10 protein-coding genes are annotated in these 25,542 nt (G+C 60.5%); 6 read left to right on the top strand and 4 right to left on the bottom strand.

Annotation, left to right across the window (positions count from 1 at the left end; genetic code table 11):
* Positions 1 to 8 precede the first annotated feature (8 nt).
* The 6 genes from IPI56_07465 to IPI56_07440 all read left to right on the top strand — a co-directional run bounded on the left by IPI56_07465 (position 9) and on the right by IPI56_07440 (position 20,885).
* On the top strand, positions 9 to 1,124 hold the full coding sequence (locus IPI56_07465; GenBank protein MBK7545562.1) for an efflux RND transporter periplasmic adaptor subunit: 1,116 nt from the start codon (positions 9 to 11) through the stop codon (positions 1,122 to 1,124).
* Between the two features lie 27 nt (positions 1,125 to 1,151).
* Entirely contained in the window at positions 1,152 to 4,373 is a 3,222-nt protein-coding gene (locus tag IPI56_07460) for an efflux RND transporter permease subunit (protein ID MBK7545561.1), read from the top strand.
* A 358-nt stretch (positions 4,374 to 4,731) separates the two neighbouring features.
* Positions 4,732 to 19,140, top strand: a complete 14,409-nt coding sequence (locus IPI56_07455) for a hypothetical protein (GenBank protein MBK7545560.1) — start codon at positions 4,732 to 4,734, stop codon at positions 19,138 to 19,140.
* Entirely contained in the window at positions 19,140 to 19,592 is a 453-nt protein-coding gene (locus tag IPI56_07450) for a hypothetical protein (GenBank protein ID MBK7545559.1), read from the top strand. Before IPI56_07455 ends, IPI56_07450 begins: the two co-directional genes overlap by 1 nt.
* A gap of 105 nt (positions 19,593 to 19,697) precedes the next feature.
* Positions 19,698 to 20,126: a hypothetical protein gene (locus IPI56_07445; GenBank protein MBK7545558.1), complete on the top strand. Its 429-nt coding sequence runs from the start codon at positions 19,698 to 19,700 to the stop codon at positions 20,124 to 20,126.
* 276 nt (positions 20,127 to 20,402) lie between these two features.
* Positions 20,403 to 20,885 (top strand): hypothetical protein, encoded by a 483-nt coding sequence (locus IPI56_07440; GenBank protein ID MBK7545557.1) that lies wholly within the window; start codon positions 20,403 to 20,405, stop codon positions 20,883 to 20,885.
* A gap of 4 nt (positions 20,886 to 20,889) precedes the next feature.
* Here the strand turns inward: IPI56_07440 and IPI56_07435 are convergent, their stop codons facing one another.
* From IPI56_07435 to IPI56_07420, 4 genes are read right to left on the bottom strand one after another with little or no spacing between them, the layout of a single operon-like run.
* Positions 20,890 to 21,432, bottom strand: a complete 543-nt coding sequence (locus IPI56_07435; protein ID MBK7545556.1) for a hypothetical protein — start codon at positions 21,430 to 21,432, stop codon at positions 20,890 to 20,892.
* A complete protein-coding gene (locus IPI56_07430; GenBank protein ID MBK7545555.1) occupies positions 21,429 to 23,471 on the bottom strand; it encodes a DUF3488 domain-containing protein in 2,043 nt (680 codons plus the stop codon). Before IPI56_07430 ends, IPI56_07435 begins: the two co-directional genes overlap by 4 nt.
* Complete coding sequence (locus tag IPI56_07425; protein MBK7545554.1) at positions 23,468 to 24,508, bottom strand: DUF58 domain-containing protein; 1,041 nt, start codon at positions 24,506 to 24,508, stop codon at positions 23,468 to 23,470. The genes IPI56_07430 and IPI56_07425 overlap by 4 nt, the downstream gene beginning before the upstream one ends.
* On the bottom strand, positions 24,505 to 25,434 hold the full coding sequence (locus IPI56_07420) for a MoxR family ATPase (GenBank protein MBK7545553.1): 930 nt from the start codon (positions 25,432 to 25,434) through the stop codon (positions 24,505 to 24,507). Before IPI56_07420 ends, IPI56_07425 begins: the two co-directional genes overlap by 4 nt.
* Positions 25,435 to 25,542 lie beyond the last annotated feature (108 nt).

Here is a 25,542-nt window from a genome sequence, read left to right as displayed (position 1 = left end):
ATCTGACAATGCAACCGCCCACACCCACGACACATCAACTCAAACGCCGCTGGCCGCTCTTGGTCGGCGCGGCGCTGGTGATCGCCGGGGCCTGGGGAATGCGGCGCTTTCAAGAATACCGCATGTACCGCGCCCAGGCCATCGAGGCCGATCGCGCGGCCAAGGAAGCCATTCCCGTCAAGGCGTACCGGGTGCGCCCGCGCGACGTGGCCGGGGCCCTCAAACGCATCGGGACCATTCGGGCCAGGGCGGAAACCAATCTGCAGTTCGGCGCCCCCGGCCGGGTGGAGCGGTTTGAAGCCGAAAAGGGCCAATTCGTTAAAAAAGGCGCGCTCATCGCGGTCCTGGACCAGGCGGAAGCGCGCAACGCCCTCAACGTCGCCCAGCTGGAATACGAAAAAGCCAACGTCAAATATTTCCGTGACCGCACCATCGACCGCCTCACTTTCGAACAGGCCAAGGCCCGGTACAACCAGGCCCGGTTGGAGGCCGCCAAAACCGTCATCCGTGCCGGCCACGACGGCTACTTGGTGGAAAAATGGCTGAACGTGGGTGAACACGCCGACCCGGGCACGGTGATCGGGAAGCTGATGGACAAAAGCCGCGTCACCATCGAAATGGATCTTTCCGAAGACGACATTCAACACCTCAAAACGGGCCAAAAGGTGGCTATCACTGTGGACGCCGTACCGGACTATAAAGAAGAGGGGACGGTGTTGTCGATCACGCCCTACCTTAAGGGCGACACCCGGTCCTTCTCCGTCAAAGTGGACGTGCCCAAAAACCCCGATGAAAAACTGACCCCCGGCATGTTCGCCCGATGCACCATCCGCCGCTACGAAAAGGCGGGGGCCTTGACGGTGCCGATGGACGCCGGCGCCGAGGTGGACGAAAAGACCCTCCGCCTTTTCACCGTGGACTCGCAAAACCGCGCCCGCGAAAAAACCGTGGACATTTTGTTTATGGACGAAGGCCAGGTGGAAGTGGGCGGCCTGGCGGACAACGACCTCGTGGTGTTGACCCCCGGCGCCGAGATGCGCGACGGGGCTTTGCTCAACGTGATGGACGTTTTTGATCCCAGGGCCCACGTGGAAACCTCGACCGCCCCGGCCGCGGGGCTGTAGCTCCCCGGATCCCCGCGGATCCCGCCTTTGAAATCCCTCGTTAAATTCTGCGTCGACCGGCCGCTCGGCGTGTTGGCGGTTTACGCCGGCCTCGCCGTCATGGGGCTCTTCGCCTGGAAAAGCCTACCCCAGGAATTAATGCCCGATCTGAGGTTCCCCCAGCTGTCCGTCGTGACCCTATTGCCCAACGCCAGCCCCGAAGAAGTCGAAAACCTGGTCACCAAACCGGTGGAGCAAATCGTCGGCACCGTCAAGAACGTGCGCCGCGTCGAATCTGTTTCCAAAGAGCAGGCGTCGGTGGTGAACATCCAGTTCCGTTGGGACACCGACATGGACGCCGCCTTCCTGTGGGTTCAAGAAAAGTTGGGGCTCGTGCAGGACCTCCTTCCGTTGGAGGCCAAAAAGCCCGAGGTGACGCGCTACAACCCCTTCGACCGGCCGGTCCTGTTGTTGGCCGTGACCGGGGACCTGCCCGCTGTGGATTTGCAGCATCTGGTGGAAACCCGCCTGCGCCCCGCCTTGGAAAAAACCCTCGGCGTGTCCGGCGTCGATGTGAGCGGGGGCGTCGAAAGAGAAATCCAGGTACACGTGGACGCCCAACGCCTGGCGGGGCACCGCCTGTCGCTCGCCGAGGTCGCCGACGCCCTGCGGCGGCGCAACGTGTCACGCTCGGCCGGTTCGGCCACCGAGGGGATGTTCGATTACCCCGTCACGGTGACCGGGGTCTACGACGAAGTCAAAGCCATCGGCGACACCATCGTACGGGCCGAGGGCGCGGGGCCCGGCGGCCGGGGGGAGCCGGTGATGTTGCGGCTGTCTTCGATCGGCCAGGTTGAGGACGGTTTCCGGGAACGCGCGAGCCACGCGCGCTACGACGGCAAGGACAATATTTCCGTGGCCGTCTTCAAGCGTTCCGAGTCCTATCCCGTGGATGTGTCCCGGGACGTCCGCGCCACGTTAAACGAAGTGACACGGCAATTGCCCACGGGCATGGCCCTGAAAGTGATTTACGACCAGTCGGTGTTTATCCAGGAAGGGATTTCGGATGTCTTGGGCAACGTGGTGTTCGGCGGGCTGTTGGCCTACGTGGTACTCTGGGCCTTTTTGCGCAGCCACACCCGGTCCCTCATTGTGGGGTTCACCATTCCTCTGGCGCTCTTGTTGACTGTGAGCGTGTTTTGGCGTTGGGGAATGACCTTGAACCTCTTGACCCTCGGCGGCTTGGCCCTGGGCGTGGGCATGCTGGTCGACACGGCGGTGGTGATCATCGAAAACATTTCCCGCCACCGCGACGGCGGAAAGCCCTTGAAAGAAAGCCTGTTGGAGGGGACCGAGGAAGTCGGCGGGGCCGTGTTCTTTTCCGTGGCGACGACCCTGGCGGCCTTCGCCCCGATTCCCTTCGCGGCGGTGGGGGTCGCGCAAAAAGTTTTCACACCGATCGCCGTGGCCGTGATGGTGAGCCAGGTGGCCTCGCTTCTCGTTGGATTCACTTTTGTCCCTGCGCTCGCCGTCCTGCTGTTGGAAAACAAAACCCTGTCCGCGCTGCGGGAACGCCGCGGCGGCGGGGCGAAGGTTTTTTGGGAGCGCCTCGCCGGGACGGCCGCCAGCGTGAAGGCGAACATCGACCTTCGCGCTCCCTTCCTTCGCCGTTGGGGCGGGGGTCTGGCGGGAGCGCGGTGCCAACTGGAGTCGGGGTACGAGCGCGCCCTGGGTGTCGCCGTCCGCGATCCGCGCCGGGTGCTGAAGGTGGTGTTGATCGCCACGCTGATCAACGGGGTCGGTTTGTTCTTGATCCGCCGCGAGGCCATGCCGGACGTGGACCAGAGCCAGTTTATGATGAAAGTGACCTTGCCCACCGGGGCCCGGCTCGAAGTGACGGACGGGACGATGCGGCGCATTGAAAAAGTCCTGTCCGAAACGCCTGAGGTGGCGCACCGCAACGTGATCGTGGGTTCTTCGGGCGGGAGCGCTCTCGGCGCCCTGGGAGCCCACCAGGGCCAGGTGGTGGTCGATTTGGCCGACCGGTTGCCGACCGGGAAGCGCCGTCGTCGAACGGCGCGGAAAATCATGGAAGACACGGCCCAAAAGCTAAAGGCGCTCGACTTGGAAGGGGCGCGGGTGGATTTTGAGGCCCAGGGGGCCGACGTGTTTTCCCAGGTGTTCGGTCGGGCCGGAGCGGACCTGGTGCTGGAGGTCAAAGGGGCGGAATTGGGCGCCCTTCAGAAAACCACCGACGCGCTCAAAGAGAAACTGCGGGGCATCCCCGGCGTGGCCAAGATGGAAGACAGCCGGACCTTGCCGTCCCTTCAAATGCAGTACGAGTTGGACGAATCCCGTCTGGCGCGCGACGGCCTCACGGTGGCCGACGTGGCCGACGCGGTGCTCGTGGCCGTGCACGGCCAGAGCCCCACGGCATTTCGGGAAGAGGGCAAGGAAATCCCGGTGCGGGTGCGCCTGCGCGAGGAGGACCGCCGGGACGCCGCCGCGTTGGGGCGGATCGTGGTCCCGAGCCCCTTGGACCGCTCGGCCGCCCACCCTTTGGAAGAGTACGGGCGGTTGTCGGTGTCGCCGGGGCCCAGCGAAATTCGCCGGCGGGACCAGCAGCGGGTGGTTTTGGTGTCCGTCTTTTTGTCCGGCAAAAAGGTTGACGACGTTTTGCCCGCCGTGCGTGAAGGCCTGCGCGAGTTTCGCAACCGTCGCGACACCACGGTGGAACTGGGCGGCGAGTTGGAGGAAACCCGGGCCTCCATCAACAGCCTGTTTTACGGGTTTGTGGCGGCGGTGGCCCTCGTCTATATTGTGATGGTGGTGCAGTTTAACGTGCTGTGGGTGCCTTGTTTGGCCCTGGTGGCGGTGCCCCTGGCGATCAACGGGGTGACCCCGGCCCTCGTGTTGACGGGCAATACGCTCAATTTAATGTCCGGACAAGGGCTTATGATGCTGTCTGGGATCGTGGTCAACAACTCCCTCATGCTTTTGGAATTCATTCAACAACGTCGGGCCGAGGGGCACGATCCGGCCGCGGCGGCCCTGGAGTCCAGCCGCACGCGCGTTCGGCCGATTTTAATGACCGTCACCGGGAACATCGCCGGGCTGTTGCCTCTTGCTTTGGGCATCGGCCGGGGCGCCCAAATGCAGGCCCCCATGGCGATTGTGGTGATTTTTGGGTTGATCGTGTCCACCGTTTTGACGTTGGTTGTCCTCCCCGCGCTGTACCTCGAAGCCCGCCGTTTCTTCGAAAAAGCCTAAACCCGCAAGAATCCCGTTGCCGTCTGTCGAATTTATATCGACGGTAAAGTGTACTATTAGTACTTAATACGCATAGTATAAGTTACATAAAATTTACACAGTTTGGGTATTTAAATTACGGTGTTCATATATAATTTAAAGGCAAATGCCAGTGATCAGTATGGAGGAGTAGGTAAACTTCGATTTCGCCGCGCCTCCCTGGGGCCGGGGTGAAAACCCCGGCCCCGCCGCGGCGGATTTGTTGTGTTTTAATCGTTTAATTTGGATTGACGGAAGGGGGTTTCATTGATTAAAATGCCTAAGACAACCTGGCTGGAACACGACTCCTTGATATTAAATTTGCTTTGGGAGCGTCCGCATGGCGCGGATGTTTTTCTCCGTCGATAAAACCCTCCTTTCCCTGGCCCGCCGCGCGCGCCGCCGGGGTCTTTCCATTTTGTCCCGGGCTTTGCGGCCCGGGGTGGCGGGGGTTTTCCTTGTCACCACGCTCTTCGGCCCCGCCTCGGGGTGGGGGCAAAGCCGCGCCGCCCAGATGTTGGCCGGGGTTCAGCACGACGAATTCTCCACCGCGGCCGAAGACGGCGGGCATTTCAGTCCCGAGCGTTTAAGGGCCCGTCTCCTTTCCCTCGACATGATGGTGGCGGCCCACAACGCGCGGTTCGCGCGGTTGCAGGGGCGGCCCTTCGCGGGCGGCGCCGGCGACGAGGTGGCTCCCCGTGTGTTCCAGGCTGCCCTTGAAAAGTTCCAGACCGCCGCCCAAATGAACGCCGACGTGGAAATGCGGCGGGCGCGGTTCTCCCAAAAGTTCGCGGCGGCGGGCGGCTTCCAATACCGTACCTTCGCCGACGGCAAGCGGATGTGGTTCAAGAACGGCCGCGTGAGCCGCATCGAGAACGAAAAGATTGTCGACGCCTTCGGCAATACCCACCGGCAAGACACCACCGACATGGTTTATGACAAGCGGGGGAACCTGCTGTCGTCCAAGACCGAAACCCGCGACGCCAACGGGCACATCACCGTCAAACGCTGGCAGGGAACCTACAGCAACGTCCCCGGCCGGGACCGCTTGGCGTCCTTTACCGAGAGCGCCTGGGACCCCCTCGGCAACGAAAGCCGCTTGGAGCGCTCCGGCCTGGTGTGGGACGCGGAGGGGAAAAACCTTTTGTCGTACTCCGAAAAAGCCACCGATCCCTACGGAGCCGTGTCCACCCGGCGGGTGTGGGATTCCACCCACGACAAAGACGGAAACCTCCTTTCCTTCAAGGAAGAGTCTGAAACCAAGGGCGTAAAAAGTTTCCGGGAATGGTTCGGGGCGAGCTACAAGAGCGCGGGTAAGAAAAAGGGCAAGGACGAGTGGCAACTGACTTCTTATCAAGAAAAAACCACCGACGCCCAGGGCCGTGAAACCGCCCGCGAATGGGGCGAGACGAAATACGACGATAAGGGCGCGCTCCGGGAATACACCGAAAAAACCACCGGTCCCGACGGGGAAACGGCCACAAAAACCTGGGGTGACGCGGAGTTCGACCGCCACGGCAACCTCACCTTTTTCCGGGAAACCATCAAAAGCGCCTCCGGGCGGGAGACAACCCGGGTATTCCGCAACGGGCGATATGACGACCACGGCCGGGTTCTCTCTTATGAAGAGTTGACCAGCGAAAAAGACGGTCCGAGCGCCTTGCGCGTGTGGTCCGGCGGGCGGTACAACGAGCGCAACGAGCTGTTGTCCAACATGGAAAAGGTCACGGATTCCCACGGCGTGACCACCACCCGGGCGTGGAACGCCACCCGTTACGCCAACGGCCAGCCGTCGGCCACGGTCGAGACGGTCACCGACGATCAGGGCCACGCCACCACCCGGGAATGGAACGGCCGCTTCGGCGAGCACGGCCGACTGGCGGGCTTTGATGAAAAAACCACCGACGCCCGCGGCAACGTGTCGACCGTGACCCAAAACAATTTAACCTACGACGCCCTGGGGCGGCTGATCGGCTACGACGAACGTTCCAGCGACATCTTTGGCCGGCCGACGGTGTCGACCTGGAAAGCCACCGCCTTTGATTTGAAGGACCGGGCGATCGCCACGGTTCGAACGGACCAGGGCGAGGACGGGCGCGAGCGTCGGGCCGAACGATCGAACATCGCCTACGACGCGGCGGGCCGAATGACGTCCTATGAAGAATCCCTGGAAGTTCGGGGCGGCGGCCTGCCCGACGCGAGCGGTCGCCAAACGTGGACCGCGCTGGGGTACGACCGGCACGGCGATTTGTTGGGCTTCGAGTTGACCACCACCAACGCGCGGGGGGAGGTGGAAACACAACGCCGAACCACGACCTATGACAATCGGGGCCGGGCCGTGGGGACCTCGGACGCCACCACGAACGCTTTGGGGGAGACGCAGACGGTGGCGTGGAAGGCGCTGGGTTTCGACGCCTGGGGAAATGTGGACAAATATTCCGAAACCACTGTGACCGCCGGGATCGAGAAAACGCGAGTTTGGGAAGGCCGCCTTGACGCCCGCGGTTTGGCCACGGACTCGCGGGAAACGATCGCCGATGCCAGCGGCCTCAAAGTCACGCACCAATTGAGCGGCGTCCGCTACGACGCGCGCGGGCGGATGACCGACGGGGTGCGCGCCACCGAACGGTCGGATTATCCCGAGGTGTCCATTGTGGCGACCACCGCCGGCAAAACCTACGACGAGGCGGGCCAAGCCATCGGCGGGATCGAAACCACCCGCATACAAGGCCGGTCCGGCGGCGAAACCATTGATTTGACGTCCGTGGAAACCAGTTTCGGCGGGGCTTTTGACAGCGGCCGCGCTACCCAAACCCGCTCCACCGTGGAAACGACCGGGACCTGGGGCGCTCGCCCGGTTCACTCGCGGGACACGGTCGAAAGCTTGTTCGGTTCTCTGGGGGAGCGCACCGACAACCGAACGTCCCAGGCCTATGACGCGACGGGCGCCCTCATCAAAGAAAACCGCTCCACGACAACCCGAACGGGTGTGGAGGTGGATTGGGCGGGCCGGCCCCTGGCCTATGAGGAATCGTCCGTGGACGCCGCGGCCCCCAAAGCGCGCACCACCACGCGCCGGGTCAACCACTATTACGGCAACGGCGAGTTGTCCGGTTATGCGGAGGAAACCACCAACGCCTTTGGCGTGACCACAAGGGTGAACGCCACGGAGTTGGCGACGGACGCCCTGGGGCAGACCGTCCAATCCCGGGAAAAATCAACTCAGCCCGGCCTCTCGGTGAAAACCGACGATACGTTTAAGGCCCACATGCGCTACGACCTCCTGGGACGGAACATTGGCGGGCATGAATCGTCGTCCACCACCGGGCCGGGGCTGTCGACGCGGTCGTCCTCTACCTGGCGCACGGTGTTTGACGGGGCGGGTCGCGTGGTCGAGTCGACCTCGGCGGGGGAACGGGACGGGGTTTCTTTTGAAAACACCACGCGCAACAGCGTCTTCGATATTAACGGCCGCGCCGTCGATTACCGCACCTCCTCCCAGGGCGCCGCCGGGGTGAGCGATGTGGAGACGACCGGCGTCCAATTCGACGAATTTGGCCGCGCGTACAAACGCCATGAGGACGGTTGGAACAACGGCTCCTACAGCAACGCCGATGTGACGGCCGGTTACGACGCCCAAGGGCGCGAAGTGAAGACCACCCGGGAAGGCTATAACGGCCAGGGCTCCTTTCGCGAAGAGACCACCACCCAAGGGTTCAACGCCTTGGGGCAGGCGACGGGCCGATCGACCTCCGGCTGGAACGCCACCGAGGGAAATTATTCCTACCAAGACACGGGATTGAATTACGGATTGACCGGCGAGTTGTTGTCCTTTGATCGCGCCAAATTAAACGGCGAGAAAAAAGACGTTTTCCATTGGGCCACGAAGGGCGTGGACGCGGCGGGCCGATCCCTGGGGTTTACGGAAGTCGGGAAATCCTTTGAAAACGGAAAGTACATCAACGATTTCACCATCGACCACGCCGCCCGGGCCCACAACGGCAACGGCCAGGAAGTCTCTTACCGCCAAACGACCACCAAGACCTACGTCGGCGGCGCGGTGGAGACCACGGTCTCCGACTGGAAGGGCGCCTACGACGACAAGGGCCGACAGGTGGAATTCCGCGACGACCAAACCATCACCCTGACCGAAAACGGAGTCACCAAAGAGGCGACCCTCTCGCGATGGCGCGAAGGCCTTTCCTATTACGACGCGGACGGCGACGGCCACCGCAAAGGAATGACGCGGGGGTACGATGAAACGGTGTTCGATTCCGCCAACCCGGACAAAGGCCAAAAGACGGCGGTGCGCAACATGCGCTACGACGCGGCCGGGCGGTTCCTGGACGGCGAAACGGCCAGCGGCGAGGTGTCGCGGTTGAAAGACGCCCTGCGGCGCATCGCCGACATTTTCAGCGGATCGAACTTGGCCCAGGCCGGGCGGAACCTGGTGGCCGGGTTGGAACGGCTTGTGGCCAACACCGCCCGGTTGTCGGCGGAGGTGGCCGCCTGGCTCAAGGAAAACATCGCCGACCCCACGAAAGGGTTTGTGGATTCCGTCGCGCGCTGGCTGGGCGCGCCGGGCGAAGCGCCACCCGCCCTGTCCGCGGCCGATGTCGAAAAATTGGTGCGCGCCGTTTCGGAAAAGGCCGGCGGCGTGGCGGAGGCCGACGTGCCGCTCGGGCTTGTCCCCGCCGCCAAAACTTTGGGGGTGTTCGACCAAGGCCTGGCCGTGACGCGCACCAAAGCCAAAAACTTCGACGCTCTGGGGAGGGCCGTCTCTTGGGTCGAGGAAACCCGTTCCATGGCGGCCCCGGAAAAGCCGGTGGAATCGGAGATTCGCGTCACTTATGAGGGAGACTCCGCCCGCCTCGCCAGCTACGCCGCCCGCGTGTTGGACGGGGAAAAGGTGAGCCAGATCTTCCGCGACAAATATTCCTACGATGCTCTGGGCCGGTCCATCTATCGGGAAGTTCGTTTCGAGGGTGAAGGGTTGGAAGAATTGCTCGACGGCGCCGCCCCCGCGGCGGGCGGAAACCCGCCCACGCGCGCCTTGGATTGGGCGGGGCTTTCCGCCGAGAAACGTTCCGCGCTGGTGGACCGGCTGGCGGCCGACGCGGTCCAAGTGATGGGCCGCGTGGAGATCGACCTGAACGAAGAGTTTGAGTACGACGCCAAAGGCGCTGTGGTCTCCCGCCAGGGTGAACGGCTGGTGCGCGGAAACGTTTTCACCGAACTGGGGCTGGAAAAAGTTTTGCCGCGATCGATGGCTGCTCAACGCCTTGAAGCCATTGACGGTATAAAAGAAGAGACGGCGAAGCTTATGGAAAAGCAGGACAGATTGATCGCTTCGGCCCTGACTGTCCTGGATCAAACCTCGGCCGACCTTCAAATGGCCCAGGAGAAATTAGCCCTATTAAAATCCTCCCGAGAACCCCTTCAAGACGCGTTTGACAAAGCCACCGCGGCCGAAGCGGCGGCCCGGGCGGCCAAGGACGCCGCTCAAAAGGCCATCAACAGTCTTCTGGGCACGGATTTGTTTGTGGCGCTGGCGGGGGAGAAGTTGGCGCCTTTGCCGCCCACGACCCGCCACGACGCGCGGGGACGAACGGTGTCGGTTGCCCCGGGTGACAAGGCCACCGTGGTGGATTCCCGTTGGTACGCCGTCATCCGCGTTCGAGACGACGGCCGGGTAGTTCGGACCTACGTGCGCCGCGACACTGAGCGAACGCTGGTTTACCGCGACGACCGGAATTACCGGGGTTGGGTGGAAGAGTCAAAAAAATCCCTGGCGGAAGTGGAAGACCCAGCGCCGCCGTTTTACGGAGGGGGAATTGGGGGTTGGAACAACAACAAGGGTGAAAAGCTCTTGGCCACGATCCCCACCGGCGATGAGATTGATATTGATTCGTTGGACGTTGCGCTGTCCACGTTGCGAAACCACTTCGATCCAAACAACCTCAAAAAAATATTCCCTCTATATCGGAGCATCGAACGTTCACCAACCCGCGCGGACGTGCGGGAACCGATCGTTGGCTACAACAGCGCCGCTCAAGCCGGGCTGCTGGCCTCGGTCGCCAAGCTTTCCACCTTGGCCGACACGGCCAAGAAGTTTAAACAGGTGAGTGAAGACTTGGCGGGTGCGGTAAAAAGCTTAGCGGTGCACGATGCAAAACTCGCCGATATTACCGAGGCCGAAAAGGGATTTGAGGAAGCGGCAAAACTCGCCGAAGACGATTTGTCAAAAACCACGTCCGACGCGGAAAAAGAAAAAGCCCGGCTGGCGGCGGAGGAAACGCGTCGGCTGGCCGAGGCCACGGCCGAGTTGGACGCGCAAAAGGCGGAGTGGGTCAAAGATCTGTCGGGCGCCGACGTGTGGTTGAACGGCGCCGCCACCAAGATCCCGGCGGGGTTCTGGGAAACGTTGCTGGAGAAGGGCGAGGCCGCGCTCAATGGAACAACGCAAACGTTGGCCGGAATGTCAGCGGGGAGCCGGGTGCGCACGCGCTTGGCCGACAGCGAACGGTTTGCCCGGTTGGATGAAAATCGTCCCGACGGCGTGTCGATTTCTTGGCGGGGCGTGATTTTGGGGAGCGGATCGGCCGCGACTTTTGACGCCCTGCGCCGCGCCGCCCAGGGGGCTTTGGCCGCGGACACCGATGAGGCCCGCCGGGCGGCCTTCGGCTTGGCGACCGATGGCCGATTGACCGTGTCCCGCGTGGGGGCCCAAACCCAAGACGCGGCGGGCCGGGCCGTGGCCCAGTCTATCGACACGTTGGAAATTTCCCGCCAAGGCGGGGAAACATCGGTCCGTCGCACGACGCAATCGACCCAAGGCTTCAAATACGACGCCCGGGGCCAGGTGATTGCTTACGAGCGCACCACCCACGAAGCGGGAAAGCCGGACGTGGTGGAGCGGTTGGTGGGCGCCACCTACGACGCCGCGGGTCGGCTGATCAAGAGCGACGTGCGCCTGCGGGACCCGTCCTCCGGTTATTCCGGCGAGATTCAAATCATTAATGAAAACTTTTCCTTTGGCATCGACGGCAGTCCCCGGCATTCGCGTCGCACGCAAATCAAAGACGGCCAGGTGACGGTGGCGGAGGACCTGGGCCATTCCCGTACCGACGCGCTGGGGCGCGTCGTCTTCTCTCTCACCAATAATTTAACGACTTCCCTCGACCGTTGGAACGCCGCCGGCGGGGATTTCGCCGCCGCGCCGGGCGATCGGTCCACGACGGCGCTGTGGAATCGCTCCTTCAACGCCCGGGGCGAGGCGACGGCCTCCCTGCGGGTGACATCCAAAACCGGGGCCAATGGCGCCTGGCACACGGTGTTTGAATCCAGCGCCATGGCCTACAACCCGGCGGGACAGGTGATCGGGTCAACGGTGAAGACCGTGGAGTCGGGCCGGGACGGCGCGGCCGTCCTGTTCCGCGCCGGCACCGACCGCATCCTCGAAGTGAAATACGACGAACAAGGCCGGGCTCTCCGACAGCGGACGTCTCGCACCGAAAACGGCCAAACTCGGGAAACCTGGGACGAGGCGGATCGCAAATACGACGCCTTTGGCCGGCTCATCGAGAGCCACACCAAAACCCGCGACGCTTTGGGCGACATCACGGAATCCTTCTGGAGCGGTGTTTACGGGGCCGGCGCCCGTTTGACCTCCTATGCTCAATGGAACATCGCCAACGGCCAAAAGACCGAAGAACGGTCCGTGGGCGCGCCGGTGGTGGACGCCCAGGGGCGGACCACCTTCCCGACCACCGAAGTGACGGAATGGAACACCGACGGCACCGAGTCCATCACCCGGTCCAAAACCGAGTCGGGATTGGTGTATAACCTGTTCGGCCAGCTGGTGGCCCAAGAGATCAGCACCAAAACACGGTTGTCGGACGGGGCCTTTTCCACCGAGACCAAAAATTACACCTACGGTTACGACACGGCCGGGCGACAAACCAAAACCTGGGTGGACGGGCGCGAAGAGGCGGGGGGCAAAGTTCGCCGCTTCAACAACTACAACGAAGTGCTGGCTTTCGACGCCGCGGGCCGCGTCCGCCGCACGCTCAATCGAAGCACACAGGGCGCGTTGATCACCGAGCGGGTCTCCTTGGAAGATATTCGCTACGACACGTCGGGCCGGACGGTGGGTTCCCGCGAGCGGGTTCACCGCTCGGGGGTGGACCCCGTCACGGGCGCCGCGCTCGACAGCTATTCCACCGAGATCATGGAGACGGACAAATTTGATACCTGGAACCGCGCCACCCACACCACCCAAACCACGCTGGTGGGGGCATTGAAGACCGTTTCGGCCGTGCAATCGACCTACGGCCGCGACGGCCGGGTGATCGACCAGTCCACAACCTACGACGAATACTCCCTGGCGGCGGGCGTGGACCACCGTGTCCATCGGGTCATTGAACAAACCGGCATGGCCTATGACGGGGTGGGCAATCTGGTCGACTATAAAAAAGTGGTTAAAGAAGGAGACTTGGAGAGCACTTACACCCCGGTGGCGCTGGAATATGACGAGTTCGGCCGGTCGGTCACGGCCTTAGAGCGCGTGCGCGATAACGCGGGTCGGGACGAAATCGTGGGGGCCTTGGGCACGCAATTCAACGGACTCGGCCAAGTGGTGGGCGGGCAAACGGTGACCATCAAAGGCGGGTCGGCCCTGCTGGGCGACAAGGGCCTTTTGGCCAAGGTGACCGAGCGGCTGATGGCCGGCGACCTGGCCAACGGCCAAGGGACCCAACTGGTGGCCGACACCGGCCTGGAAGGAATCTGGTCCACCCGGTTGTTGGCGGCGGCCTACGACGCGCAGGGGCGGCAGGCCTATAACGACTCCGTGACGGACAAGGCCGGGCACGGGTATAAAGATGTGGTGGTGGACTTGGTTCTCGCCAAAGGGTGGGTGGGCAAGGGAACCGGTTGGTGGTACGGGCAACAGTTTGCGAACGCCCTGGCGAAGCTCAAAGCCGAAGGCGCAGAAATCGTTTATTCAAAATTCTTCCACGGCGGCGGCGTCCATCGGCGTTATTGCGAGTCCCTCATCTCCTACCGCAAAAAAGAAGCCGCCATCCTGGAAAGCCACGACCGCACCGAAAACGCCGTCACCGTCTTTGACCCCTTCGGCCGGGCCCTGGCGCAGACCGTCACCGCCCACCGGGGCGACAACACGACCATCACCGACCAATGGTTGGCCTATGACGGCGGCGGCCGCTTGGCCATGATCTTGAGCAACGTGTTCGAAAAGGGACTGAACGGCGACGGAACGCGGTTTGCGCGCACGTTTTCCCAAAGCCAAGAGTTCACCTACGACGCGTTGGGGCGGTCGACGAGCGAAAAGACCATCACCTGGGCGGACAGCCAAGCGCCTTATAAGATCACCACGTCCACCACGGACAATATTTCTTACGACAAAGGCCAGCGCGTGGGCTGGACCGAGACCACCCAATCCAACGATCGGACCACGGTGGACGAACGCGTCACCACCGGCGCGGGCTACGACGGTTTGGGGCGGCTGGCCACGTTCAACGCCGCCGTCTACGAGGTCAACAACGGCGTCCGCAAACTGCAATACAAAGATTTTAACGTCCGCAATTCCTATGACGCCCTGGGCCGGTTGGCCCTGACCCTGAGCGACCGCGTGTGGGGCGCCACGGAATCCGTTCGCGTCGCCACACGAAAACGAGAGAAGGGGCTGATTGTCACGGGGTTCGCCACCGTCCAAAAAGCGTTGGAAGAAGGCGCGGGCGGCGGGGGGATCGCCGGCTTGAGCGAAGACTGGACCACCGGCCGCGCGGCCGTGGCCATCACCTACGAATATTCCAACGGCGGCACATCGATGTCGGGCATGCGCGTGCGGGCCTTCGGCACGGGGACGCACAAAGAAAAAACGGTTCAAGCGGCGGGCATTCGGCTCGACCATTACCAAAAGAACATGCGCTACGACGACGTGGGGCGCGTGACGGGATACAAGCTGATCTCCACGCAGGTGGAGCGATACCAATATTACAAACAGGGCCAATCCGGCTTGAAGAGAAAAGTGAAATCGGCCTGGACCACCGGCGCCGTGACCACGGTAAGCGACGTGGAGGTCCTGGAATACGACGGCTTCGGCCGGCAGGTGCACACGGTGGTCACCAGTGAACGGAACGACATCAACAAAACCTGGACGCGCACGGAGACCGTTGTCAAATCCTTCGACGACCAAGGCCGCGTGAAAGACGTCCGACGCACCACGGACTCCAAGCTGACCCTGCCCAAATCCAGCGGCGGGTTTTTAGGGGGGCTCGGTGGTCTTGTGGTGGGGGCTTTACTGGCGGTGACGGGTGTGGGACTTTTGGTCGCGATCGCGGTGGGCGCCGCGGTGGGGCTGGGCGGTGCGGCCGCCAACTGGCTGGGCGGACAAAAGATGTATTCGCACAACGTCGTCGATCAAACCATGGCTTACAAGGCCGATGGCCGCGTTGATGAAGAGAAAACCAAAGCCCAAACCCGCACGCTGGAAGAGAAGTCCTATATGATGGGCCAAAACTTCGGCGATAAGATGATGCAGGTGTCGGACATCGCCGTTGCTGTTGTCTCCGTGGTTGTTAGCTTTGTTGGTTCGCCGATTCTTGGGGCGGCAATAATGACGGCTTGGCAGGCGGGTCGCCAGGGGATTTCAATAAATGATTTTGAGGCCCACGCTGATCGAGAACAGGCCCACGGCAGTCGAATGATGGCGGCCAATTTTGGCGCTACCGTTTTAACGGCCGGTCTTTCAGATGCGTTCAATATGGCGAAATCAGGCCAAGTTCTTCTTAACGTCGGAACCAGTCTGGGTGTTGCTGCCGCTGGTGGAGCGGATTTAAAAACCATGTTCCAAGTGGGAGCCATTGCGGCGGTTAACGGTCTTGTGGCCAAGGCTGGGGCTCCCGGTGGATCGAAAGGCGGTTCGGGCTTCGATGTAGGGGCTCTGATTGTCGGGGGCGGGGAGCTTGTTCGCCAATTGGGCCTGAATTTTGGGCCTGAAAATCAAAGAACGACCTGGGTGATTGTCGGCTCAGCTATTCAAGGGACTGCAGGCGCTGGTGTCATCGGTGTAGAAGGAGCGGCGGTTTCCAACGCGATCAAGACTTTCATCATGGAGGAATACGCCAAATCGGCGAATGGTTCCGGCGGAACTGAATTGGAGCGCCGCCTGCGTGGCATGGTGGTCCAGGAAATGTCCGGTTTGGTGGGCACGCTGGTGGGCCGGATGAGCAAGGGAATCCAGGCCGTATTTGACACAGAAAGGTTTGGTCCTGTCGCCATCTTTGACGCGTTCAAAGCGGCCGTCATGACACCCTTCACCATGCTATCGGAAATCCGCGCGAACCTCGGCGAATTCTTCGACACGTTGGGACAGCCGTTTGCGAGGAAGGCATTGGTCCGGTTGACCAGCACCCCGGAAGCGGCTGCATTACAGGCCGAAAACGCTCCGCGCGGCGGGGTCGTCTTCGCGGGCACCGATTTGGGCCTTAAGAACGGCGCCTTGATAGTTCGCGGGAATTCGGCGGATCACCTCATCCCCCGTGGGGACAATCTTTTTGAAGTCCGTGACGCGACGCTTCAATTGGATGGGAAAGAATATAAGGTGGACCGAGCTCGGTTGACCCTGGGCGACGAAAGCCGAATTTTAGGGGCTGTTCTTGTCGATTCCGAAGGCAAGACCTGGATTATGACGCATGAAGGCGCTCTGCTGGGTCTTGATGTGTTGACACAAAAGATCGGCCAAACGAAGTATTACGCGAACCGCAACGCAACCCGTCTGGCGTCCCTTGAAGCAAGGCTCACGGATATCGGCGAACTCTTCTCTGCGAAATTGGACGCGGCGATCGATAAACAGGGGTCGAAGTCTTTCTTCCGAGGGGAACCTGGTTCGGACAAGAACTTTTCCGGTAAGACGCTACTAGCCGAGCTTCGGGCCAGCCTGGAGGTGCAATCCGGCGGTTTCGACATCATTGACCAGTTGATGAGCCAAGGGGACTTTGACCTGGCCCTCGCCACCTTGAGGGAAACGTGGAAAGGCGAGCGTCGGCTCGAAAGGGCCTTGGCGACAATCGAAACCGGCGTGGCGAACCTCGAAACCCATGTCGAGAAATTTTTCGTCGCGTTTGGATCGCTCAACATGATTGCCGGGAATTTGACGCCATCCGGCAGGGTGCGCGTTGAAGACCAGGAACAACGAGCGAGAGCCTTTGGGGACATGAGAAAAGAGGCCCGAGCGATAATGCGATCGGGCCTCGTGGGTCCCTCGGTGGTGAAAACTCTGGATGGCATTCTGGTTTCGGGCATGGGCTTTGTTCGCTTGGAGGTCGATTTCGACCTTGCGGCGAAGCAGGCCCGTGGGGATTTCTCAAGCCCGGTCAAGGCCGAACCCAAATATAAACTTTTTGATTGGTTCGGATCGCCGGGCCGGATGATATTCAACAAGGTCCTCACCATTTCCGGGCTCGACAAGTCCCATCCCAAGACGGCCCGGGCGGCGAGCTTGTTGGTGTCGATTGCCTCGCCCCTGGACGTGGGGGGGAATATCAAAGGGACGGCGAACGCCGTATCCAAGACGAAGATCATCGACCGGGCTCTCCTTGCCGCCGTGGAATACGGGGAGGCGTTGGAAGACGAAGTCGCCCGCGACGACGCCACGCTATACACCAAAGTGGCCCACGCCATGAACCCCATGCGGTTCATGAAAGAAACCTACCACACCATGGATGTGAACTTCAACACGCCGGGGTCCGAATGGATGGGGGCGGGGTATTTTGTTTCCGGCCTCGCGCTTAACGTATTGGATGTCGCCATGCCGCCGATGTTGTTGGCCAAATTAAGCGGGGCCTTGATCGGTCATGATATCGACCTGGCCGCGAAATCCTTTGGGTGGCAGGCGGGGACGACAAATAGAGTCAAAAATATCGCCTTGGGCATCAACACGGCGATGGTGCTGGCCTCCGGGAACTTTAAATATTCGCCCCAGACGAAAGAGTTCCTCGCCAAAGCCGTCGCGTTTTTCCTGATCAACGAGGGCGTGAGTTACGCCACGGGTTACTACATGGATAAATTTGATCTGGGCGGCAACGACAAAGCCGTGGCCAAACAACAGATGGAATTTGTGGTTCAGTCCGTACTGGGGTTGCTTGGCGGCAAAGCCATTCAATACGGCAAACGTTATGAAGCCACGAAGATGGTGAACCAGGAACGCGCCGCTGAAATGACGGCTCAGGCGAAGGACATCCGCGCCGAGCGGCGGGCGTTGTTGAAACAGGAGGCAATTTATAAAAATGAGTTAGCAAAGGCGGAATTAAAACTTGAGGCCGACAGAGTCGCCGCCAAAACGATTTTGGAGAAAGCTGCCCTGGACAGAATCCAGGTCAACAATATCCCAGGAGGAAACAGTGCCGAACGATCCATACGAGCTAACGCCCGAGCAGGTGGACAGTTGGAGCAAACAGGAGATAAAGGACTTTTACTCGCGAAAGCTAAAGGAGTTGGATCAGAAATTCTTCGCGCTGGAGAAGGAGAACAAGGATTTGGAAAAGCTTTACGGGACTCTGAGGCAAGAGTACGGGACTCTGAGGCAAGAGTACGGGACTCTGAGGCAAGAGTACGGGACTCTGAGGCAAGAGTACGGGACTCTGAGGCAAGAGTCAGAGCGGCGGGAGAAAAAGTTTCAGGAACTCGAGCAGAAACACAACGACTTGATCGCCAGCTGGGAAGAACAAATTCGCTTAGAGAAGGCTCAGAAAGAAAAGCGGTAGCGTCACGGATTGTTGAAAGTCTTTTCAAAACGCTTGGGCTCAGCGTCGGGGGCGGTGCCGAAGACCCATTAAGCCTTAAGCGCGACTTCAAAGCAAACGAGTCGTTGACCCCTCAAATGTTTAACCGAGTTAAGCCCGCGCTCCAAAGAGCGGGAGCATTTCGCAGTAGTGAGCGGGGCGCAATGCTGATTGAGAGCATTCCCTTTAAGCAAGCGTTCCGAAACTTTAAAGAGTCCTTTTTTGGGAAGAAACCATCGGGTCCGCCGACCGTGCGCGCCAACGGGGACATCATCGATATCCCAATGGCCGAGCCCGTGACGCGGCGCAACCCTCCCGCGCCGACGCTCAATGCGATGGTGGGGAACGACATGGGTTTTGAAAACGGTCGGCCCATGTCCGGAAACAACCCCAACCTCCTCCGCGGCCCCCCGAATCAATTTAAGGATTTCCTTGAAAATCAGAACCAAAATAATACGGTTCAATTAATTAATCAAATATCACCTAGTTCCCAAACAAAGTCCAGGTTTGGCCTAATAAACTCAACTCTTCAAAATAGACAAAATGCGCTGTTAGGTGGTTCTCCTGGCGTAAATATCACCCCCAGAAGTTCCGCTCTAAAATATGAAAGAATTGGAAGTGGGAATCGAACATTTTTAACGGACATCCAAGCTGTTGAGACAATTATTGGGCCCTTATCAAAAGAGCGGATCAAGATAACGAAGACCCAAGCGCGTGTATTGGAAAGAGAATTAGGACTGAATCGTAATTACTTGGAATCGAAAAATATCATCTATATAGTTAACGAAATTAACAATCGCGCTCCTGCATCGCCTATCCGAGGAAATAATTATTTTCAAGGAGCTGGAAAAGGATTGCCCGGAGGCGGGCCCGAGCTAACTATAAACGGAATTCCTAGTGTTGGAAGTCAAAACATTCGACAAATTATTCTTGAGGTGGATTAGTGGAAAAAGTGAATCCTGTGGAAGTTGAGGAGCGAAAAGGATGGAAAATTAATTGTCCTTTTTGTTCTGGGGAGATTTTGTACACAAAGCTCGTTAATTGGGAAAGCCCAACTCCTTTTTTCTACTGTAATTCCTGTAATGATGTCCTCTTGAGAAAAAGCGATAAAAAAAATGTTGAGTTGTTTTTGGAAAATGGGGGAAACAGTATCGAGAAGCTTGAGAAGCTCTGGGGAGATATCGCTGCCTTAGCTCCGGTTTGCCAAAAAGGCGGCCGGTTTTCGGTGTGGTCAAATATTAAATGCCCCCATTGCATGAAGGAGCTCCCGTACAACAATGGAGTTAGGAGCCCTGCAGTTAGAATTAATGAAAAAGAAATTATTCTTGTCGATAGTTCATCTGTAATTGGGGACACGAATGAAGAGACATGGCAGGTTAGAGTATTGGTTTCATAATTAGAAAAACAGTTGTTTGCTGGTCCCGTGGTTGATTAATCCCAATGGACTGTTTTCTGATTGTTTGGGATAGTATGGTCAAAATAGGGTGGGATTATTTTATTTATGAACCAACAGAATTATGATCAAAACGCTGAATATTGCCATGCAAGAGATATGGCGAATAAGATTAATTTTCACATGTCCAATTTGGCAATTACTTTGTCAACAGGAGCGATTGTTTTTGGGATTTCGCTTAAACAGATTTTTCCAATTAGTGATATTCCTTTAAAATTGACGGTATTGCTGGTCTGTGGTTGGCTAATGTTTGTTATGTGTATTTTATTTGGAATTGTGGATTTATTTCTGAGGAGAAAGTTTTGGCAAAACCTTGCCCACTATCAAAACGAAAAATTACATGGTAGGGAATGTGTTGTCCCAGAAACTAAATCACCGGATTGGGCATTAAACACCCAGATAGGATTTTTCATGCTTGGAATAGTTTCAGTGTTTTTATATGCACTTTCTAACCTAATCGGTTGGCCGCGCTTTTGAATACTTGTAAAAATGGCTTAGAGCCGGTGTGGAATATTTGGGGAATGTAGAGAGCGAAATTTCTTGGTGAGATCTTGGCAATTGGTATTTGGATCGGGTTTTGTAATAGGTTATTTAAGCACGCCCCTTTCGGCGGTGAAGGCAAAAGTTATTCAAGGGATTTTCACCGGGTTGGTTTTTTTAGTCGTGTATGGAGCGTTCGTCTTGATTAAGCAGATTTTGAGAAAGCCCGATGGTAAACTGGACGGCCGTTAAACCCGTAAACAGAGGACAAAAATGAATACACGAACGGCTTTGGTGGGGGTTTTGGGATTATTGACGGTGGCGTGCGCCAGCACGAAGCAGTATGTGGCGATTCCGGATCAAACCACGGCAGTGAGCCCGGACAAGGCGCGAATATATGTTTTGAGGCCTGTTTCTCTTGGCGGGGCGGTGCCCATGAAAGTGAGCGACGGCTCCACAACCGTTGGAGTCACCGGGCCCAAGGGAGCGCTGTGCTGGGACCGCGAGCCCGGTCCGGCCGATATCGCTAGCCACGCGGAAAACGTCCATCATTTAAACATCAACACCGAAAAAGGGATCGTGTATTACTTGCTTCAAAGAGTGAAGATGGGGTTTATGATCGCCCGTACCAAGTTGGAGCAGTTGTCGAAAGAAGAGGGTGAAGCCACTCTTACGAAATGCAAGCTGCCCTCGGCCGTGTCGGCGGCAAAAGACTCAAAAGCGACTTCAACGGCAAAGCCATCCGGCGATTACTGACGTCTCATCCCCCGGCGGGAAAAAATAAAGTCAAAACCTTCTCGGTCGCCCAGAGCAGGATCGCGGTGAGGCCGATACAGAAAATCCAGAAAGACAAAAACGATTTAAAAACTCCTTTGGCCACATCGTAGACCCCGTGGGCCGCGTTGATGTTCCAAACGGCGGGCGTCGCCCAGCGCGTGATTCCCTGCACGGCCAGTGCAAAGATCAGCGATTTCCACCACCAATCCGAACCCGCCCCCCAGCGGTGCGCCGCGTAAAAGGCCACCAGGGCCCCGCCCCAGTGGGTGACCACGGACAGGGGAATGATTCTCCGGATGCGCACCGCCTCGCCCAGCCAGAGGGGAATGCCGAACAGCAGCCAAGGCAGGGCCATGGCGACCATCGTGGGTTTTTCAAAGAACAGACCCACCGCCAAAAGAAGGTTCGAGGCGTGGCACATCCAAAAGGCGTCGCCCCAGCGCCCCTTTTTCACGTGGAACAGCGCCATGGAAATGAAAAACAAGAGGGGCAAAACCCCTAAGGCCCGCAGGGGAAGGTCCGTCATGGGCGCCTCGCGGGGCGGCGCAAGGCCGCGAGGGCGGCGCGGGCTTGGCTCTCTCTGTCCGCCGACAGGGGCCGTCGGCCGTAGCGGGTTTCACAAAAGAGGTCGGTGATGGATTGGAGCGGAGCGCCGATCTCCGGGCGGTCGCTCAGGCGGCGCTGATATTCCCGGGGGGTTTCGGCGGGCGTGCGGGCAAGGCCCCGTCGGGACAAAGCGTCCAGCGCTTGCCGATAAAACCACACCTCCGTGGCTGGCCGAGCGGATTTCTTGCGATGGAGGAAAACCCAAAACAAACTCGCCATCACAAGGGCCGTCGGCACGGCCCACCAACCATTGCCACCCCCCACGCGAAACGAGAGGGACGGGGCCCGCCGTCCTTTGAGCCTTTCACGCCAGTTGTCCCGAAGGTTTTGGAATTTGCGGTCCCACCGTTGGGAGGTTTGAAAAGCCGACACCGCAATGTCTTTTTGCGTTTCCAGGTCGTAGCTCAACACGCGGGCGTTCCACAAAAAGTTGAGGTATTCCCAGCGTTCTTTCCATCGGCGCAGGGCGCTTTGGGCGGGGGGGGCGAAGCGCGCGGTGGGCGTGGGGTCGAGCAAGACCCAGCGGCCGTCGATCCAGGCTTCGACCCAGGTGTGGGCGTCTTGGGCGCGGACGACATAGTGGCCGCCGTCGATGTTTCGTTCGTGGGCGCGAAAGCCCGTTACCAGGCGGGCGGGGATGTTGTCGAGCCGCAGCATGACCGCGAGCGCCGTGGCGAAGAGTTCGCAATGGCCGCGCTTCACGTCAAAAAGGAAAGATTCCACCGGCTGGGCGGCGCGGCCGGCTTCGTCTTCCAGGCTGTAGCCGTAATCGGTTTTGAGTCGCGCCAGGACCGCCTCGGCGGTGTCGATCGCGTTGGCGCGGCGGGGGCGCCACTTTTCAAGGAGTTCGCGTGTCCGTTCGGCGCCGGGCCAATGGGGGGGCAGGAGCGTGTCTTCGGTCGTGGGGGAATCCAGGCCCATGGGGCGCGGGTGGGAATAGGCCGTGTAGGCCAGGCGGCCTTTGTGCTCCGGGCTGCGGCGCACCGTGCCGTCCGGGGCCACGAGCAACCGGGGCAACATCGCTTCGATCACGGCGGGCCAGGGAGAGGCAAAAAGCGTGGGGGAGTCCACGGGTTCCAGAAAAATGCGTTGGCGGCGGAGGGCGCCCGAGGGGCCGGTGCCGCCGCCGGGGATCACGAAGCGATTCTCAATGAGCCGAAACCCCCGCAGGGTCGTCCGTTCAAGGGGGGCGGCGGTCCAGCGGGCGCCGTCGAACCGGTTGAGGACGGACCCCCGCAAATAGCCGTCCCAGGGGGAGCCCGTTTCCACGCGGAGGACGATGCGCGGGTCTCGGTAGATGTCGCCCGCGCCTTCGAGGCGGATGGTGTCGCTAAAGCCCGCCCGGGCCAGGGGGCCCAGGAACCGTCCTTGAAAAACCGCCGCCGACCAGCGCGGGAAAAACACGAACATAAGGAACGCCAGACTCGACGCGCAGAAAAGGGAAATGGCCGCGGTGCGCGCCAGGACGGGTGCCAACCGGCGCGGGCCGGGGGTGTCGCCCTGGTGGGCCAGACCCTCGAGGGTAAAAAGCGTCAACACCACCGTGGCGCACAGGGTGTAGGCCACGAAGGCCGCCAAGAATCCGATGTTGAGGGAGAGCGACGCCGCCGCCAGCAGGATGAAGAAAGACAACGCCGTCATTTGTTGGAGGTCTTTGACTGTTTTGACGAAGGCGCCCTTGGTGAACAAAAAGGCCACCAAGAAGTCCGCCACGACCATTAAAAAGGGTTCCCGTTGGCCCACCCAGCGGGCGAGGCCCAGGAACAGAAACCCGAGGACCAAAATGGTTTGCAGGCGGGCCCCTTTGAGCAGGCGGCCCTTTTCGTCGATGGCGAAGAGCGCCGCCCACAGCGCGGGGAAACCGGCGGCCCGGGCGGCGCCGATTTCGCCGCTGGTGGCCAGGGCCGTCACGGCGATGCCCGTGAGGACCCACACGGCGCGGCGAAGGGCGAGGGTCACAGGGGCCTCCGCCAAAGGTCGAGAACGGACCGCGCGCCCGGAGCGGGGGCCGGCGTTTCGAGGGCCAGCGGGTCGAGCCGGGCCAGGCGCGTCAGGAACGATTGTCGGTGGCGGGGCGCCCGGCCGGGGGGAAGCACGAGAGTCCCTTCCACCAGGCCCACGTCGTAGCCTTCGGACCATTTCAAAAGAGCCAGGGAGGCCGTGAAGGAAACGGCGTTTTCGCGTTCGGCGGGGGGGAGGCGGCGCCAGTCCTCGGCCCGGCCGAGGTCCAGCAGAAGGCGTTTTTCCGTTTCCCGTTCGTTCTCGCGCACGATCAGCCGACCGAGGCGGGCGGCGCTTTTCCAGGCGACGCGGCGGGGGCTGTCGCCCTCTTGGAAATCCCGCAGGCCCCAAAAGGCGTCCCCCGCGCCGCGCCGGTCGGTGCGTTGGCGGGGCGAGGGGCTCTCGAGGGCCAGCGCCCGCCGAGGCACCGGGACCCGCGCGGGGTAAACCACCCGGACTTCGTCGAAGGGGACGCGGAGGGATTTCTCGAAAAAGCCGAAGGGAAACAGGGTGCCCACGCGGATGTGAACGAGACGCAGGTCGCCCCGGGCGGAAGCCGCCAAGGGGATGTCCCGTCCGGCTTGACTCCGAGCGGGGACGTAGAGGAACGCCGCGGGAGGCGTTTCGGCGGCGACGCTGCCCGGCGGCGTTACCGTGGCCCAGGCCTGAAGACCGATCAACGGCCGACGGGAAGGGTTGTTGATGATCACCCGCAGGGGAAACGGCGCCCCGGCAAAGATTTCCCCCGGCCAGAGCAACGACACGCGGACCGGACGGAGAACCCCTTCGGAGACGAACCCGGAGGCGAGGATCATTCCCAGGAGAAGCCCGAAGATGATGTAGAGCAGGTTGTTGCCGGTGTTCATGGCGGCGAAGCCGATGCCGAAGGCCAACAGGACGACGTTGCGGCCCGCCTTGGTGAAATGGATGGTGCGCGGCGGGTTCCACCACCGACGGAGCGCGGCCCGGATTCCGCCCCGGGGCCGATCGGTCACAGGGGGACCGGCGTCCGGGCGAGGATGTCTTCGAGGACGCGGCGGCCGGGGTCGGCGTCGGCGCCCAGGTCGACGCCCTTGGGGAGGACGCGGTGGCCCAACACCGAGACGGCCAGGGATTTGATGTCGTCGGGGGTGACAAAATCGCGCGCGTCCAAGTAGGCGTTGGCCTGGGCCACGCGCCGGAGAGCCAAGGCCCCCCGCGGGCTCACGCCCAGATCCAAATACGGGGAAGACCGGGTTTCCCGCACGATGCGCAAGATATATTCGTCCAAGGCGCCGTCCACCCGCACCGCCCGGACGGCGTCGATGCCCGCGCGGATGCCGGCGGCGTCGGTGACGGCCTGAAGGCGTTCGGCGGCGTGGGCGTCGATGGCGTTGCGGAGGATCTCCAACTCGTCGGCCGCGTCGGGGTAGCCCATGGTGAGGCGCATGAGAAAGCGGTCCCGCTGGGATTCGGGCAGGGGGAAGGTGCCGTGGTGCTCAATCGGGTTCTGGGTGGCGATCACGAAAAAGGGGCGCGGCAAGGGGCGGGTGGATTGGTCGGTGGTCACCTGGCGCTCGCTCATGGCCTCAAGCAAGGCGCTTTGGGTTTTGGGCGAGGACCGGTTGATCTCATCGGCCAAAATGATGTGGTGGAAAATGGGGCCGGGTTTGAACTCAAAGGTGTTGTCGCGGCTGTTGAAGACGGACACCCCCAGGATGTCCGCGGGAAGGAGGTCCGCCGTGAACTGAATGCGCTGGAGGGAGAGGCCGAGGGTTTTGGCCAGGGAGAGGGCGAGGGTGGTCTTGCCCACGCCGGGGACGTCTTCGATCAGGAGATGCCCTTCGGCGAACACGCAGGCCAGGGCCTGGCGGACGACGGCGTTTTTGCCTTTGACGACGGCGCGGATGCGTTCTTCCAATTGACGGGCGAGTGGGGCCATGGGCTCTCCTTCTATCTATACATCTTATATATGTACACCGGGTTCGGCCCCTTGGCAAGACGGGGTGTTGTTGGATGACGCGGGGGTCGACAGGTGCTAAAATCATTG

It is taken from the genome of Elusimicrobiota bacterium, from assembly GCA_016706425.1.
Taxonomy (GTDB): Bacteria; Elusimicrobiota; Elusimicrobia; order FEN-1173; family FEN-1173; genus JADJJR01.
The sequence above is the reverse complement of the archived record's forward strand: the minus strand, read 5'-3'. Positions and strand labels throughout refer to the sequence as shown.

Bases quoted from the DNA above. Each gene is read 5' to 3' on its own strand.
- IPI56_07455 (MBK7545560.1), top strand. From the start codon at position 4,732: ATGGCGCGGATGTTTTTCTCCGTCGATAAAACCCTCCTTTCCCTGGCC.
- IPI56_07465 (MBK7545562.1), top strand. From the start codon at position 9: ATGCAACCGCCCACACCCACGACACATCAACTCAAACGCCGCTGGCCG.
- IPI56_07420 (MBK7545553.1), bottom strand. From the start codon at position 25,434: ATGGCCCCACTCGCCCGTCAATTGGAAGAACGCATCCGCGCCGTCGTC.
- IPI56_07445 (MBK7545558.1), top strand. From the start codon at position 19,698: ATGAACCAACAGAATTATGATCAAAACGCTGAATATTGCCATGCAAGA.
- IPI56_07440 (MBK7545557.1), top strand. From the start codon at position 20,403: ATGAATACACGAACGGCTTTGGTGGGGGTTTTGGGATTATTGACGGTG.
- IPI56_07435 (MBK7545556.1), bottom strand. From the start codon at position 21,432: ATGACGGACCTTCCCCTGCGGGCCTTAGGGGTTTTGCCCCTCTTGTTT.